The organism is Blautia sp. MSK18_10 (genome assembly GCF_020553185.1).
Taxonomy (GTDB): Bacteria; Bacillota; Clostridia; order Lachnospirales; family Lachnospiraceae; genus Blautia_A; species Blautia_A wexlerae.
Genome location: NZ_JAJCGT010000002.1, coordinates 137,587 through 154,705 on the forward strand (window position 1 = coordinate 137,587; position 17,119 = coordinate 154,705).

Here is a 17,119-nt window from a genome sequence, read left to right on the forward strand (position 1 = left end):
GATGAAAACATTGATATTCAACGGTTCACCGCGAAAGAACGGTGAAACTGCATATATGATCCGGACTCTGCAGGAAAATCTTGGAGGGGATTTTAAGGTGGTTAATGCCTATAGGGCAGATATCCGACCCTGTATAGACTGCAGATGGTGTTTTGACCATGCAGGATGCGCAGTCAAAGATGAATGGCAGGAGGTTCTTTCGTACATTGAAGAATGTGACCATATTATTATGGCATCTCCTGTATATTTTGAGGAGGTTACGGGAATGCTTCTTGCTGTGATGAGCAGACTGCAGACCTATTTCAGTGCAAGATATATCCGTAAAGAAGAACCTGTTCCTAAGAAGAAAACAGGAGCAGTTCTGCTGACAGCAGGAAGTATCGGACCCAGAGAAAAAGCGGAAAGTACGGCAGAGATGCTGCTTCGTCAGATGAGCTGTGACAGTCTGGGGACTGTATATGTGAACCGTACAGACAAAGTGCCGGTCAGAGACAGAGAAGATATCATACAGGAAATAAAAGATCTGGCAGGCAGATTGAGAACAGCAGAATAAATATTATCTGAAAATGAAACACCATTTGTGTTATGTGGAACAGACGAAAGGATGATTAAAATGAAAAAAATAAAATACTTTATGATTACAGGAATGCTTCTGGCATCCATCGGTCTTGCCGGATGTGGGAAGAAGTCAGAAGATGATATTACAAATAAGGAAATTTATCAGGATGATCTTGAACCGCTGACAGAAGAAGAGCTGAATGAAATGGATGCAGATACTTCTGACGAGGATATGAAACAGATCGATGAGCCTGAGGAAGAAACCGCTGACATTACAGATACTACAGATGCAACAGAAACTACAGATAAAACGGAAAATACAGATAAAGCAGAAACTTCAGATTCTTCTGCAAAAAAATCTGCGGATAAAACTGAAACATCAGATTCTGCAGATACAACGAAATCAGAAACTAAAACGAAAACTGAAAAATAATCACAAGGGGGCTGTCGCTGGAATTATTATTGCGACAGCCCCCTGATCATATTTCTGTAATTATCAGGAAAAAACCTCGTTCTTCAGTTCGTTCCCATCCATAAATGCTTTCGCATTTTCGAGAGTAGTCTCGGCAATGTTAGTCAGTGCTTCTTTTGTAAAGAATCCCTGATGAGAAGTCATCACTACATTCGGGAAGGAGAGCAGGCGCTGGGTAATGGAGCTCTGCAGAATACGCTCGGACATATCCTCGAATACGAAATCAGTTTCTTCTTCATAAACATCCAGTCCTACTGCAAAGAACTTATGATCACGGATTCCGGAGATCAGGTCCTCTGTCTTGATCAGGCCGCCGCGGGAAGTGTTTACAAGAATTACACCATCTTTCATTTTGGCGATAGTTTCTTCATTGATGATGTGTTTGGTTTCTTCTGTAAGCGGGCAGTGAAGACTGATGAGATCACTGGTTGCCAGAAGCTCATCCAGAGATACATATTCCAGATAATCCAGGTTCTTATTCGGGAAAAGATCGTAAGCGATAACTCTCATACCAAAACCTTTGCAGATTTTTGCCATTGCCTGGCCAATTTTTCCGGTACCAATGATTCCGGCAGTTTTCTGATAGAAATTAAGTCCCATCAGACCGCTTAAAGAGAAGTTGTTTTCGCGGCATTTGATGTATGCTTTATGTGTGTGGCGGTTTGCTGTCAGCGCAAGTGCCATTGCATGCTCAGCCACAGCTTCCGGAGAATATCCCGGAACACGCAGAACCTTCATTCCGAATTTGTGAGCAGTTTCCAGATCTACATTGTTATATCCTGCGCAGCGCATAAGGATCAGTTTTACACCCTGAGCATTCAGCTCTTCGATAACAGGAGTGCTCAGATCAGCGTTTACAAAAGCGCAGATTGCCTCATATCCTTTTGCAAGGGAAGCAGTTTCTTCGTGAATATTTGCTTCAGTAAATTTAATTGTAATTCCCGGATAGGAAGGAAGAAGCTTCTCGAAAAATTCTTCGTCGTAGTTTTTTGTGCCGTAAAATAAGATTTTCATAAATGTTAGCTCCTCTCTGGCTGTATACCTGTATGGTATACGCACCGTGAAAATTATAATATCAGTGTTTATAGCAATCCTCATAAATAATGCATCTTAATCCAGACCATCAGAGTGTGAAATCCTGCTATAGTAAAACAAATCGAATAATGTTAAAATAATAACAATCTTCTGACGATTCACATTATAACCGATTTATCGGAAAAAGAAAAGGCTATTTTGGATAAAATTTCTCAAGTATCTATAAAAATACAATCTGAGAGAGTATGAAGATACTTTAAACAGGAATTGCAAATTATGCTTTGTTATGAAAAGTATGTACAGAAAGACAAAAGATATGCAGGATAAAAAACATCTTGCGGGATATTACAGGTGAACAGTAAAAATTATGCTGCTGTCAACAAACATAAAAAAATGATATGTTGACAGCAGCATAATTATAAATGACAGTTGCTATTTTCCGAGAGAGTACAGATCTTCATAGAATTCCGGATAGGAAATTTTAACGCAGTCCCCATCTTTGATAGTAAGTGTACCGTCACAAATTGTACCTGCAACAGCAAAGGACATGGCAATACGGTGATCAAGATAAGAATTGATCTCGGCACCATGAAGTGGCTTTCCTCCATGGATGATCATTCCGTCATCAGTCGGCTGAATATCAGTTCCCATGCGTTTCAGCCCTTCTGTTACCACTGCGATACGGTCGGATTCTTTTACCTTCAGCTCCTGTGCGTCCCTGATAACAGTAGTCCCCTCTGCAAAAGCTGCCATTACAGCGATCATCGGGATTTCATCGATCAGTGTGGGGATGATCTCACCTTCAACAGTGGTTCCGTGAAGACTGCTTGTGCGGATCAGCAGGTCAGCGGTAGGCTCACCCTCTGTACTTGCATTCAGCAGAGTAATATCAGCCCCCATAGCCTTGCATACACGAAGCATTCCGTCTCTGGTTGGATTAATGCCTACATTTTTAAGAAGAATCTCACTTCCGGGAGTAAGAAGCCCTGCTGCGATAAAGTAAGCAGCAGAAGAAATATCTCCGGGAACTTTAATCTCGCGTCCGTTCAGTACAGGCTCCGGTTCAATAGAAGCAGTTGTTCCCTGGGAAGTCACATTTGCGCCGAAATAATTCAGCATGATTTCTGTATGATTTCTGGAAAGTACCGGCTCAGTAACGCTGGTGATCCCATCTGCATACATACCAGCCAGAAGCACGCAGGATTTTACCTGTGCGGAAGCAACCGGTGACTGATAATGAGCGGCATGTAAAGGCTTTCCTGTAATACGCAAAGGTGCGCATCCATTGCCTCTAAGACTCACGATATCAGCGCCCATAGACAGAAGAGGAGTCATAATCCTTTTCATTGGACGGGACTGAATGGAAGCGTCGCCGTTTAATTCGCTGGTAAAAGACTGTCCTGCCAGAATTCCGGAGATCAGTCTTGTGGTAGTCCCGCTGTTTCCTACATCCAGAGTTTCAGACGGAGCACTGAGTCCGTGAAGTCCCTTTCCATGAACGAGGATTTCGGAAGCATTTCTTTCAATATCGATTCCCATTTTCCGGAAACAGGAGATAGTAGAGAGACAGTCAGCTCCCTCAAGAAAATGTGTGATCTTTGTAGTACCCTGTGCAAGAGAACCGAACATGACTGCACGATGAGAAATGGATTTATCTCCGGGTACAGTGAGTTCTCCTCTGAGGTTTGTCTGTTTTTTTATTTCCATGTTTGATTCCTGCCTGTTTTTATAATATTTCTGTATTTCCCTGCAGCTATTTATAGCAATCTGCTTTTGACAAAATATTTTTGAAATGAATGTCAAAGGGTGATCTGTTTAGAGCGTGTCTGAAAAAGGCTTTCTGCAAGATGTGCGTCACAATTTGTGGGATATTTTGCCCGGATGAGGGCGCCGTAGCGGGCTACGGCAACTGAATTCGGGTGAAATATCCTGCAAAGTGGGGCGTGCAGATTGCGGGAATGATTTTTCAGATACGCTCTAGCGTTCGTAGACAATATAATTTCTTTTTTTAAGGAGTGCGGCACCCTTTTCCATAGAGATTCCGTCGTAGAATTCAATTTTAAGGACACCTTCCTCGAATTCACGGTTGTGAATGATACCGATATTTTTAATGCTAATCTTCTCCATCGCAAGGATAGTGGCAATCGTAGCAATACCGCCGGCCTCATCCGCAATATCAAGATACAGGACATAAGCTTTTTTCAGCAGACCATTGTCTACCACATCAATAGAATCACGGTAATCCCTGGAACTTGCAAACATCTGATACAGACTCCTGGAGTCCTTGTTATCCACAAAACATTTGATCTGAACCAGCAGGCGGATGTAGTCATCCAGAACATTGGAGATATTCTGATTATTTTCCACACAGATCTGCTCCCACATAATTGGAGAAGAAGAAGCAATACGTGTGATATCACGGAAACCTCCGGCTGCAATCGTTTTCATGTATTCCTGATCACTGTCCAGCATATTGACAAGATTTACCAGTGCAGAAGCAATAATATGAGGCAGATGGCTGACTCCGGCAGTGATGAAATCGTGTTCTTCACTTGTAAGGACCATCGGGATCGCACCAAGGGAAGAAATCATCTCTGTGAAATCTGTCAGGCGTTCCAGTGCAACTTCACCGCCCGGAGTAATAATATAGTAAGCATTCTCAATCAGACGGTCACTGGAAGCTTCGAATCCGGTCTTCTCAGAACCGGCCATTGGATGACCTCCGATAAAACGGGATTCCATTCCAAGACGTTCTACTTCTTTATGGATAATGCCCTTGACACTTCCAACATCTGTGAGGATCGTGTCAGGACCGATATTGTCTTTGAAATATTCAAGATATTTTACATTAAATTCTACAGGAGCACACAGGAAAATATAATCACAGCTCCTGAAACGTTCATCATGTTCTTCACATACAGCATCGATCATATTGCTGCTTACTGCTGCAGCAAGTGTTTCCCGATCCTGATCATAAGCAAGAAGTCGGTAGTCTTCATGGTATTTTCGGATGGCCTTGGCAATTGATCCGCCAATCAGTCCGAGACCGATAAAACCGATAGTTTTCATAGTGGTTTTTGCATCCTTTCAGGTAACATTATTCGTAACTGTGAAAATACGGAACAGTTACATGATTTCATAATTTACTATTTTAAAGGATATGATTTGAAAAGTCAATTCATACGGCACTTTTATACATAAATAATTTAAAGCGGCAAAGCGAACGCCGTATCATATGCAGATATCTTCACTGTCTTTCGCACTCTAGTGTGCCGACAAGTTGATTCTTGAAACAATCTTGCAGGATAAATTTTTTTATTTCAAGGCGGAGGAAGGAGGCGTAGCGGTGGCTACGGCGACCGACGACAACGCGGAAATAAGAAATTTAAACGCAAGATTGTTCGAGAAATCAACTTGTTGGCACACTAGTTACGAGGACTGTTATAGTCAACTGAAAAAACGATGCATTATAAATATTCGTACAATCAAAATCAGTCAGCCAGCTGCACACTTGAGATAAAATTCACAGTCGAGATCCATGAAAATTACTGAAAATATATAAAATGCTCATCAATTTACAAGAAGTTCACAAAAAAAGATGTTAAAATTTCATAAAATACTTGAAAAATATAAAAAAATTTAGTAATATATAGCCATATCGTTGCTGCGGACGTTGCAGGCGGCAATAACATAACAGACAAACAGGGAGGTACGCAACATGGATGTATTTAGAACTGACCGAATTAGAAATGTAGTCCTTTTAGGTCATGGGGGCGCTGGCAAAACTACACTGGCAGAAGCAATGGCTTACTTAGCAGGAATGACTAACCGTCTCGGAAGAGTAGAAGACGGAAATACTGTCAGCGATTATGACAAAGAAGAGATTAAGAGACATTTTTCCATTTCTACCACATTGATCCCGGTACCGTGGGATAAGGTAAAGATCAATGTGCTGGATACTCCCGGATATTTCGATTTCGTAGGCGAAGTAGAAGAAGCAGTAAGCGCAGCAGATGCAGCGATCATTGTAGTTTCCGGTAAAGCAGGCGTTCAGGTTGGAACACAGAAGGCATGGAACTTATGTGAGAAATATAAACTTCCGAGAATGATCTTTGTCACAGATATGGACGTAGATGATGTCAGCTACCGTAAAGTAGTAGAACAGCTCACTGAACTCTACGGCAAGAAGATCGCACCGCTTCACTTCCCGATTCGTGAAGACGGCAAATTTGTAGGATATGTAAATGTTGTAAAACAGGCAGGACGTAAGTACATAGATAAAGGTAAGAAAGAGGAATGCCCGATTCCTGAATACCTGGATGAATATCTGGAAAAATATCACGATATCCTTATGGAATCTGTTGCAGAGACCAGCGAGGAATTCATGGACCGTTATTTTGAAGGTGATACATTCTCAGTAACAGAGGTTTCCGCAGCACTTGCAATGAACGTACAGGAAGCATCTATCGTACCTGTATGCATGGGCTCACCAATCAACCTTCGCGGTGTATCCAACTTATTGGATGATATCTGCGGATATTTCCCAAGCCCGGACAAACGCTCCTGCAACGGAATCGCTCAGAAGACAAATGAGATCTTTGAAGCAAACTACGACTTCACGAAAGTGAAATCCGCATATGTGTGGAAAACAATTGCAGACCCGTTCCTTGGCAAATATTCTCTTATTAAAGTATGCTCCGGTGTTATCAAATCCGATGACACTTTATTAAACGTAGAGAAAGGCGAAGAAGAACGTCTGAATAAATTATATGTACTTGAAGGATCCAAACCAATCGAGGTTCCGGAACTTCATGCCGGTGATATTGGTGCAATTGCCAAATTAAACAGCGTACAGACTGGTGACAGCCTTGCGACAAAAGCAAATCCGATTCTTTATCCGAAGGCACTCCTTTCCACACCATATACCTGCAAGAGATTTAAAGCAGTGAAGAAGGGTGATGAGGATAAGATTTCCCAGGCACTTGCGAAGATGATGAGTGAAGACAAGACACTTCGTGTAGTAAATGACAGTGCAAACCGTCAGAGCCTTATCTATGGTATCGGTGATCAGCATCTCGATATCGTTATGAATAAATTAAAAGAACGCTACAAAGTAGATGTTGAGCTGAGCAAACCGAAGGTTCCGTTCCGCGAGACGATCCGTAAGAATGCAGATGTAGAGGGTAAACATAAGAAACAGTCCGGTGGACATGGACAGTATGGACATGTTAAGATGCGTTTCGAGCCATCAGGCGATCTGGAGACACCTTATGAATTTGAACAGGTTGTAGTTGGTGGTGCAGTTCCGAAGAACTACTTCCCGGCAGTTGAGAAAGGTCTTCAGGAATGCGTATTAAAAGGACCTCTGGCTGCATATCCTGTAGTTGGTGTGAAAGCTACCTTATATGATGGATCTTATCATCCGGTAGACTCCTCAGAAATGGCATTCAAGATGGCAACGATTCTTGCATTTAAGAAAGGCTTTATGGATGCATCACCTGTACTCTTAGAGCCAATCGTATCTATGAAAGTAACTGTTCCGGATAAATTTACCGGTGATGTTATGGGCGACCTGAACAAACGCCGCGGTCGTGTTCTGGGTATGACTCCTGACCATCAGGGAAATACAATCATCGAGGCAGATGTACCTCAGCTTGAGATCTACGGATATTCCACAGATCTGCGCTCCATGACAGGCGGAAGCGGAGAATTCTCCTACGAATTCGCACGCTACGAGCAGGCTCCGAACGATATCCAGGCAAAAGAAATCGAAGCAAGAGCAAGCAAAGTGGATAAAGCTGAAGAATAAAAAAAGGGTAATTACTGATAGAGCAGTAATTTGTGTTAGCGCAGTAATTAAAATATAGTTAAGAAATAAAAATGGCAGGACATTTTGCAGAGATGCGGAATGTCCTGTTTTTTACGTTTTGTTGACACACTCTAGTGGTGTATTACTCGAAAATGCGAAATAAGTGCCATTTGTAAAGCAAAAACACTCGATACAGCGAAACGTTACATTGACAAACAGCCTTTGTTGAATTAAAATAAATTTTTAGGATAAGATGTCCATAATCGGACTGAAACCGCCGAAAATAATAAAAGCAGCTGTGTAGCTCAGTGGAGCAAACAGTAGTGGTGTCATGGACGCACCCTGAAAAAGACGGTATCTCGCCTTAAGTCAGATGCCCTGGTAATTCTGTTGCCGGGTAGTTCACATACAGCAAAATGTTGGAGGAAGTATAGAGATGAAATACTTGTTTAAAAAGATCGAGCCTAAGTGGCAGGCAAAATGGGAAGAAGCCAAAGTCTTCGAAGCCAAAGATAACAGTGACAAACCTAAATTCTATGGTCTGGTAGAGTTCCCATATCCAAGCGGTGCCGGTATGCACGTAGGACATATCAAAGCATATTCCAGTCTGGAGGTTATTTCCAGAAAACGTCGTATGGAAGGCTATAATGTACTTTTCCCGATCGGATTTGATGCATTTGGTCTCCCGACAGAGAACTACGCAGTAAAGACCGGAACACATCCACGTATCATCACAGATGAGAACATCAAGAGATTTTCCAATCAGTTAAAGAAGGTTGGATTCTCTTTTGACTGGAACCGTGTGATCGATACAACAGATGAAGACTACTACAAATGGACACAGTGGATTTTCCTGAAAATGTTCGAAAAAGGTCTTGTATTCAGAGACAGAACACTGGTTAATTACTGCCCGCACTGTAAAGTAGTCCTTTCCAATGAAGACAGCCAGGGCGGTAAATGTGATATCTGCCACAGCGATGTTGTTCAGAAATCAAAAGATGTATGGTATTTAAGAATCACCCAGTATGCAGATAAGCTTCTGGAAGGTCTGAAAGATGTAGACTATCCGGATAATGTAAAACAGCAGCAGATCCACTGGATCGGCAAATCAAAAGGTGCTTTCGTTAACTTCGATGTTGACGGAATCGATGAGAAACTTGAAATCTATACAACTAGACCGGATACTCTGTTTGGTGTAACATTCATGGTAATCGCACCGGAACATCCGATCATTGACAAATATGCAGATAAAATCACAAACATGGATGAGATCACTGCATATCGTAATGAGTGTGCAAAGAAAACAGAGTTTGAGAGAACTCAGCTTGTAAAAGATAAAACAGGTGTAAGAATCCAGGGACTTGAGGGAATCAACCCGGTTAACGGTAAGAAAATCCCGATCTACATTGCTGACTATGTAATGATGGGATATGGTACAGGTGCTATCATGGCAGTACCTGCTCACGACCAGCGTGACTATGATTTCGCGAAGAAATTCGGTATCGACATTATCGAAGTTATCAAAGGCGGAGATATTTCCAAAGAAGCCTATACAGGCGACGGCGAAATGGTAAACTCCGATTTCCTGAACGGATATGCAAAGAAGAAAGATTCTATTGAGCGTATGTTGGAAGAACTGGAGAAAAAAGGAATCGGTAAAGCCGGTGTTCAGTATAAGATGAAAGACTGGGCATTCAACCGCCAGAGATACTGGGGTGAGCCAATCCCGCTTATCCACTGCCCGAACTGCGGTGTTGTGGCAGTTCCGGAGAACGAACTTCCGCTGCGTCTGCCGGATGTAAAGGACTTCGAGCCGGGTGAAGACGGACAGTCCCCACTTGCAAAGATTGATTCTTTCGTAAACTGCACATGCCCGAAATGTGGTGCTGCAGCGAAGCGTGAGACAGATACTATGCCTCAGTGGGCAGGATCTTCCTGGTATTTCTTAAGATATACAGATCCGCACAATGCAAATGCACTGGCAGATATGGACAAACTGAAATACTGGATGCCTGTTGACTGGTACAATGGTGGTATGGAACACGTTACCAGACATATGATCTACTCCAGATTCTGGCATCATTTCCTGTATGATCTTGGCGTAGTAAATACACCGGAACCATACGCAAAACGTTCTATCCAGGGACTGATCCTCGGACCGGACGGAGATAAAATGAGTAAATCCAAGGGCAACGTAGTTGATCCACTGGATATTGTAGAAGAATACGGCGCAGATACTCTTCGTACCTATGTACTGTTTATGGGTGACTATGGCGCAGCTACACCGTGGAGCGAGAACTCTGTAAAAGGCTGTAAGAAGTTCCTGGATCGTGTTGCAGGGCTGACAGATATCCTTTCTGAAGAATCCGTATCTGATGAACTGGAGATGAAACTCCACCGTACCATCAAGAAAGTTTCTTCTGATATCGAGAACCTGAAATTCAATACTGCGATCGCCAGCCTGATGACACTCATTAATGAGATCACAGCAGAAGGACACTTAAGCAAAGATGACCTTACCATCTTTATCAAACTGCTTAGCCCGTTCGCACCGCATATCTGCGAAGAAATCTGGGAATTCATCGGAGGTGAAGGCTTACTGGCAGTTTCCGAATGGCCGAAATACGATGAAGGCAAAACAATTGCCAAGACCGTTGAGATCGGTGTACAGGTAAACGGTAAAGTAAGAGGAACAATCGTAATCCCTAACGGATGTGAAAAAGAAAAAGCATTCGAGATCGCCAAAGCAGACGAGAGAATTGCTTCCTTCCTGGAAGGTAAGAACCTTATCAAAGAGATTTATGTACCGAACAAGATCGTAAACTTTGTTGCGAAATAATAGAAACAGTAAAAAGAGGACTGACAGAAATTTTTCTGAACAGTCCTCTTTTGAGTTTGACAGCTATATTAAGAGACCTTTAGACCTTTTCAGGCAACCGCCTGCTGATATGCCGGAATGTCAGTGTAAACACGATTCCCTTCACAATAGAAGAGATTGTAAGCGCCCACCATACACCATTTAATCCCATTCCCGCATGTGTCAGGATTAATGCCAGCGGGATTCGTGAGCCTGTCAGGATCACACTGATCGTACTGGATAATCTGGTGCGTCCAAGTCCTGATAATGCGCCCACTGTCATCAGCTCAATGGACATAAAGATTTCACTGAATCCGATAATGACCAGATAATTGACAGCAGTATCCAGAGCTTCTTTTTCGTGGAAAAATAACCTGGCAATTGGTTCCGGAAGAAAGACAAAAGCTGCAGTGACAAACAGGCCCCAAATTGTGAGAACGCGAAATGACAGACTGTAACCTTTACGGATACGGTCTTTTTTTCGTGCACCGTAGTTTTGGGCAATAAAAGCATTCAGTGCTGAAGCAAAACCATCAGCAGTATTCCAGGATACGGATTCAATCTGTCCGCCAACACGCTGCGTTGCAATAGCGGCAGCACCATAACCGGAAACCATACGGGTCAGAATCATGGAGATGAAACAGTAAATGCTTCCCTGTATAGCTGTGGGAAACCCGATCCTGAAAATGTGCTTATAATATTCTTTTGGAAAAACAGACAGCAGATTCAGATGCTGTAAAACATTGGGCTCCAGTCTGGAATGCCGGATACGCATAACCATCACCACAAAAACCAGAATCTGTGAACTTACTGTCGCAATAGCGGCTCCGGCAACCTCCAGCCTCGGGAAAGGTCCGATGCCAAGGATCAGCAGCGGATCCAGGATCATATTTCCTGCAAGCCCGATAAAGTTTGCAAGCAGGGGAGTGCGGGAATCTCCCTGCGCAGTAGAGAGTCCGGTCAGCGTCAGATTCAGATAAGAAAAAAGAATCAGCCCACAGGTGATCAATGTATAAGATCTGGCAGCAGTATAAGTTTCTGCATCGGTCAGATTAAAAAATCCCAGCAGAGGCTGTATGAAAATAACACAGACAGCAGCAAACAAAATGCCGGACAGTGCAGTGAGCTGCAGAGAACCGGCGGCATAGGAACGTGCCTGGTCATAATCTTTGCGCCCGCATGCCTGAGCTGTATTTACCTGTCCGCCCATTCTTGACAGGGATGCAAGCCCCTGGGAGAGCCAGACATACATTCCGCCTACTCCCACGCCTGCAACCGCCTTCGCACCAAGCAGTCCGATCCATGCCATATCCATAATACTGTATGCTGTTCCCAGCATGGAAGAAATCATGATAGGCAGAGCCAGCTCTGCCAGAGTTTTCAGGATCGGACCGGAAGTCAGATCCACATTTTTTGCTTTACTCATTTGTAATAACCCTTCATGTACCAATTATTATAATACTTTTGTAGTCCATTTACTGCAGTCCCATACCTGAGAAACCACATCGCGGTAAAACTCCGGTTCATGGCAGATCAGGAGAATGCTTCCCTTATATTCGATCAATGCCTGCTTCAAAGCTTCTTTTGCATCCACATCCAGATGATTGGTAGGCTCGTCCAGAAGCAGAATGTTCGTTTCTTTATTCACCAGCTTACACAGACGCACCTTCGCCTGCTCCCCGCCACTCAGTACACGTACCTGACTTTCAATATGCTTGGTAGTCAGACCGCATTTGGCGAGAGCAGACCGCACCTCATACTGAGTATAAGACGGAAACTCCGCCCAGATCTCATCAATACAGGTAGTCTTGTTATCACCCTTTACTTCCTGCTCAAAATATCCAATCTGAAGATTCTCCCCAAGTTCGCAGGAACCCTTCAGAGACGGGATCAACCCCAGAATACTCTTCAGTAAAGTTGTCTTACCGATACCGTTTGCACCAACCAGCGCAATCTTGTTTCCTCTTTCCATAGAGAGAGTAACAGGTCTGGAAAGAGGTTCATTATAACCAATAACCAGATCCTTCGTTTCGAAAATATATTTCCCCGGAGTGCGTCCGTATTTAAAATGAAACTCAGGCTTCGGCTTCTCGGCAGCAAGCTCGATCACATCCATCTTATCCAGCTTCTTCTGTCTGGACATTGCCATATTTCTTGTAGAAACCCTGGCCTTATTTCTTGCGACGAAATCCTTCAGTTCACTGATTTCTTGCTGCTGGCGTCTGTAAGCAGCCTCAAGCTGAGCCTTCTTCACCTCATACACTTCCTGGAAATGGTCATAATCCCCGACATAACGGTTCAGTTCCTGATTCTCCATATGATAAACCAGATTGATAACAGAATTCAGAAACGGAATATCGTGGGAGATAAGGATAAATGCATTCTCATAATCCTGCAGATAACGCTTCAGCCATTCGATATGTTCCTCATCCAGATAGTTGGTAGGCTCGTCCAGAAGCAGGATATCCGGCTTCTCCAGAAGCAGCTTGCCAAGCAGAACCTTGGTTCTCTGACCACCACTCAGGTCTGTAACATCACGTTCCAGTCCGATATCCAGAAGTCCCAGGGCTCTGGCAACTTCCTCCACCTTCGCATCGATCACATAGAAATCATGCATGGTAAGGGTATCCTGAATAGTTCCCAGCTCTTCCATCAGAGTATCCATCTCCTCAGGAGAAGCAGTGCCAAGAGAGTCACAGATCCCATTCATTCTTTCCTCCATCTCAAAGAGATAAGAGAACGCAGACTTCAGCACGTCACGGATGGACATACCCTGAGAAAGGACAGAATGCTGGTCCAGATAGCCGACACGTACATTCTTTGCCCATTCAATCTTACCCTCATCCGGCATCAGCTTTCCGGTTACAATATTAAAGAAAGTAGATTTACCTTCCCCGTTGGCACCAACCAATCCAATATGCTCGCCCTTTAACAGGCGGAAAGACACATCATTAAAAATCGCCCTGTCTCCGAAACCATGTGTCAGATGTTCAACATTCAAAATACTCATAAAAAGAAATTCTCCTTAATTATTGTTATATAATGTCAGGGTCCAAAGGTATTTCACCCCTGACCTGACATCCACGAATTACTTACTCCGCTGCAAAGCAGCTCCCGCAATTCTTTTAATATTTGTAACTATACAACAGTATGATCAGACTTCCCTGACTCCTTTTAATGACGGCTCAGCCATCAGCGAATAATTTGTATAATAAACCACAAATCCGGGCTTCGCCCCTGCAGGTTTTTTCACCTGCTTCTTCTGGATATAATCAATCTCCACCTTAGGGGCAGTACGTCCTTTGGAATAATAAGCGGCAAGCTGTCCCGCAATCTCAAAGATATGATCCGGCAGTTCTCCGTCCTTAGACTTCACGACCACATGCGAACCGGCCATCTTCTTGGCATGAAACCACCAGTCATTCCCTGTGGCAAACTTAAAGGTAAGCTCATCATTCTGGAAATTATTTTTTCCCACATAAATATCATACCCATCCTCAGTCACATAATGGAACGGCTTAGACTTACTCTGCGCCTTCTGCCCCTTCCTGCGGTCATAATGCTTCTTAATATACCCATACTCCATCAGCTCTTCCTTGATCTGTGCCAGATCACTCTCAGCCAGAGCAATATCCAGAGCATTGGAAACAGACTCCAGATGCTCAATCTCGCTTCTCGTATCTGCAATCTGCTCAGTCAGAGCCTCCTCCGTACGCTTCAGCTTTCCATACTTGTCAAAATACTTTTTGGAATTCTCCGCCGGAGTCATAGTAGGATCAAGAGGAATGGTAATCTCCTCGTTGGTATAATAATTCAGAGCCTTAAACGACTTACATCCATCCTCCAGCCCATACCCGTAAGTATTGATCAGCTCCCCGTAAACCTTATACTTCTCTTTCTTCGCAGTATCCTTCATCTGCTTCTCCTGCAGACTCAGCTTCTTACGGTTACGCTCCAGCGCAGTCTGCACGATCCTCCTCAGATCCGAAGACTTCTGATGGATACGCGTCAACGTATTCTTTGTCGCATAATAAGTCTCCAGCATCTGTGAAACACTCTCAAACTCCACAGAATGATACTCCGGTCCATACTGCTGGAACGCAAACACACCATACTCCACAGGTTCTTCCCCCCGGTAAACAATATTCGGAGAAAAATCCCCCTCCACAACCTGATCCATCAGCCTGCGGAACGTATGATACAAATGCACCCTCGCCGCCTCATCCAGAGACTGCGCTGCATCACTCCCGTCGATCGAAGCCCTGAAACAGATCTCCTCCGCAACAACCGGACTGATTCCAGTAAGAGAAGAGTAAACAGCCCTGGAAATATTACAAGGCTTCCTGCACACAACATCACAAAACTCCTCCTCACTCACAGTCAGCGGATTCAGCTTGTCCTGCGTCTTCGGAATAAAATACTCCCTTCCCGGAAGCACCTCACGCACAGAACTCATATGAGAAGAAACATGCTTGATACTATCCAGGATCATTCCCTTATCATCACAGAAAATAATATTACTGTGCTTGCCCATCAGCTCCATGATAAGAACCTTCTTACAGGGATCCCCCAGCTCATTCAGATGCTCCAGCTCAAACATCACCACACGCTCCATCCCCGGCTGCCTGATATACGAAACCCTCGCACTTCCAATATGCTTACGCAGCAGCATGCAGAAATTAGGCGCAGTCATAGGGCTGGGCTTATTCTTAGAAGTAAAATAAATCAGCGGAAGAGAAGCACTGGCCGAAAGCAGCAACCTGCACTGCCCATTCGCCCCCTTCCCCGTAATCAAAAGCTCATCCGCCTCCGGCTGAGCAATCTTATTAAACCGTCCTCCATCCAAATTCAAATGCAGCTCCTTCACCATAGCCGCAATCGTAATCCCATCAAAAGCCATATAAAAACACTCCTTTTTAAATAATACTCACAAGAATCAAAATCTCAGTCCCCAATATGACTGATAACAATTTTATAATTGACAGGTAATACATAAAATCTAAACACCACCTACGTCAGAAAGGCAAAGCCCTTTCTGACAAACAAACTATAATAAGCTTTTCTGAAAGCCGTTCAATTTAAAGGATATACCATATACCTCCAACAGCCAACTACCAGCAGGAGAAAATAAATAGTTCCGGGCGCATTTGCAGGGGTTGTAGTAACTCTTAGGCTTCGGGAATCTGCGTTATGAAAAAAACAGCAACCTGTCTGAGCGAAGCGAGTTTTGCTGTTTTTTTCATGCCTTTAGCAGATTTCCGAAGCCTTAGAGTTGACTAAACCCCGAAACCGCGCCCGGAACTATTTATTTTCTCCTGCGTCCTACCTGCGTCCCACCTGCGGCGTCCCTCTTGTAAGTATACCACACATTTCCTACCGCCATCAACGAAAAAATGTTTGACTCCCATTCTATAATGAACTATAATAAATCTGTATGTAAACCAGAACAGGCACACATACCCCGACACTAATAGACAGACAAAGAGAGAAAAACTATGATAAAAAGCATGACAGGTTTCGGCCGGGCAGAAGTCGTGACCAAAGAAAGAAAAATAACAATCGAACTAAAATCTGTCAACCACAGATACCTGGACCTCAGCATCAAAATGCCCAGAAAACTCAACTTCCTGGAAGGCGCAGTCAGAAACCTGATGAAAACCTACATCCAGAGAGGCAAAGTTGATGTATACATCACATACGAAGACTACACCCTGGACAACGGAGCTCTCAAATACAACAGAGAACTCGCATCCGAATACATCACCTGTCTCAAACAGATGCAGCAGGACTTTGACCTTGACTACGATATCAAAGTCAGCACCCTGTCACGCTATCCGGAGGTACTTGTCATGGAAGAACAGTCTGTTGATGAGGAAGCACTCTGGGAATCTCTGGAACCGCCCCTTCGCGAGGCATGTGAGAAATTTGTCCAGACAAGGATACTGGAAGGCAGAAATCTTGAGAAAGACCTTATCGGAAAACTGGACAGCCTTGAAGAAAAAGTATTACGTGTAGAAGCCCGCTCTCCGGAAGTAGTCAATGCCTACAGGACCAAACTGGAAGCAAAAGTTTCCGAGTTGCTGGAAGACACACAGATCGACGACAACCGCATCGCAGCAGAAGTCATCCTGTTTTCAGACAAAATCTGCAATGATGAGGAAACCGTCCGCCTTCACAGCCACATCAGGAACATGAAAAAGATGCTCACAACAGAGAAAGAAGGCATCGGACGCAAACTGGACTTCATGGCACAGGAAATGAACAGAGAAGCAAACACGATTTTATCCAAATCAAGTGATCTGGAGATCTCCAACATTGCCATTGATCTGAAAACAGAGATCGAGAAAGTCAGAGAACAGATCCAGAACGTAGAATAGAGGAAGAAAAC

11 protein-coding genes and 2 pseudogenes are annotated in these 17,119 nt (G+C 43.7%); 6 read left to right on the plus strand and 7 right to left on the minus strand.

Annotation, left to right across the window (positions count from 1 at the left end):
- Window position 1 precedes the first annotated feature (1 nt).
- Window positions 2-553 carry a flavodoxin family protein gene (locus LI074_RS01770; protein ID WP_025576904.1) on the plus strand — a complete coding sequence of 184 codons (552 nt, stop codon included), beginning with the start codon at window positions 2-4 and terminating at the stop codon, window positions 551-553.
- Between the two features lie 60 nt (window positions 554-613).
- Window positions 614-991 (plus strand): hypothetical protein, encoded by a 378-nt coding sequence (locus tag LI074_RS01775; RefSeq protein WP_020993787.1) that lies wholly within the window; start codon window positions 614-616, stop codon window positions 989-991.
- A gap of 63 nt (window positions 992-1,054) precedes the next feature.
- Here the strand turns inward: LI074_RS01775 and LI074_RS01780 are convergent, their stop codons facing one another.
- The 3 genes and pseudogenes from LI074_RS01780 to LI074_RS17695 all read right to left on the minus strand — a co-directional run.
- Window positions 1,055-2,044: a 2-hydroxyacid dehydrogenase gene (locus LI074_RS01780; RefSeq protein ID WP_173697740.1), complete on the minus strand. Its 990-nt coding sequence runs from the start codon at window positions 2,042-2,044 to the stop codon at window positions 1,055-1,057.
- A gap of 453 nt (window positions 2,045-2,497) precedes the next feature.
- Window positions 2,498-3,772 carry a 3-phosphoshikimate 1-carboxyvinyltransferase gene (gene aroA / locus LI074_RS01785; RefSeq protein WP_173696795.1) on the minus strand — a complete coding sequence of 425 codons (1,275 nt, stop codon included), beginning with the start codon at window positions 3,770-3,772 and terminating at the stop codon, window positions 2,498-2,500.
- Between the two features lie 92 nt (window positions 3,773-3,864).
- Window positions 3,865-3,975, minus strand: a pseudogene (locus LI074_RS17695) (DUF6783 domain-containing protein); the annotation flags it as partial.
- Between LI074_RS17695 and LI074_RS17700 the strand changes: the two are divergent.
- Window positions 3,934-4,077: pseudogene (locus LI074_RS17700) on the plus strand (DUF6783 domain-containing protein). The pseudogenes LI074_RS17695 and LI074_RS17700 sit on opposite strands and share 42 nt — an antisense overlap.
- Here the strand turns inward: LI074_RS17700 and LI074_RS01790 are convergent.
- Window positions 4,043-5,134 carry a prephenate dehydrogenase gene (locus LI074_RS01790; protein WP_025576901.1) on the minus strand — a complete coding sequence of 364 codons (1,092 nt, stop codon included), beginning with the start codon at window positions 5,132-5,134 and terminating at the stop codon, window positions 4,043-4,045. The pseudogene LI074_RS17700 and the gene LI074_RS01790 overlap by 35 nt on opposite strands.
- A 649-nt stretch (window positions 5,135-5,783) precedes the next feature.
- Here LI074_RS01790 and LI074_RS01795 point away from each other — a divergent pair.
- A complete protein-coding gene (locus tag LI074_RS01795; protein WP_025576899.1) occupies window positions 5,784-7,874 on the plus strand; it encodes an elongation factor G in 2,091 nt (696 codons plus the stop codon).
- Window positions 7,875-8,310: 436 nt separating this feature from the next.
- Window positions 8,311-10,713: a leucine--tRNA ligase gene (leuS, locus tag LI074_RS01800; protein WP_022381115.1), complete on the plus strand. Its 2,403-nt coding sequence runs from the start codon at window positions 8,311-8,313 to the stop codon at window positions 10,711-10,713.
- A gap of 79 nt (window positions 10,714-10,792) precedes the next feature.
- On the opposite strand, the gene LI074_RS01805 is transcribed toward leuS, so the two are convergent.
- From LI074_RS01805 to LI074_RS01815, 3 genes are all read right to left on the minus strand, one after another.
- On the minus strand, window positions 10,793-12,157 hold the full coding sequence (locus tag LI074_RS01805; protein WP_173697741.1) for an MATE family efflux transporter: 1,365 nt from the start codon (window positions 12,155-12,157) through the stop codon (window positions 10,793-10,795).
- 27 nt (window positions 12,158-12,184) lie between these two features.
- Complete coding sequence (locus LI074_RS01810) at window positions 12,185-13,741, minus strand: ABC-F family ATP-binding cassette domain-containing protein (RefSeq protein ID WP_008704538.1); 1,557 nt, start codon at window positions 13,739-13,741, stop codon at window positions 12,185-12,187.
- Between the two features lie 144 nt (window positions 13,742-13,885).
- A complete protein-coding gene (locus LI074_RS01815; protein ID WP_173697742.1) occupies window positions 13,886-15,631 on the minus strand; it encodes an Rqc2 family fibronectin-binding protein in 1,746 nt (581 codons plus the stop codon).
- Between the two features lie 595 nt (window positions 15,632-16,226).
- Between LI074_RS01815 and LI074_RS01820 the strand changes: the two genes are divergently transcribed.
- A complete protein-coding gene (locus LI074_RS01820) occupies window positions 16,227-17,108 on the plus strand; it encodes a YicC/YloC family endoribonuclease (protein WP_008704536.1) in 882 nt (293 codons plus the stop codon).
- Window positions 17,109-17,119: the final 11 nt, after the last annotated feature.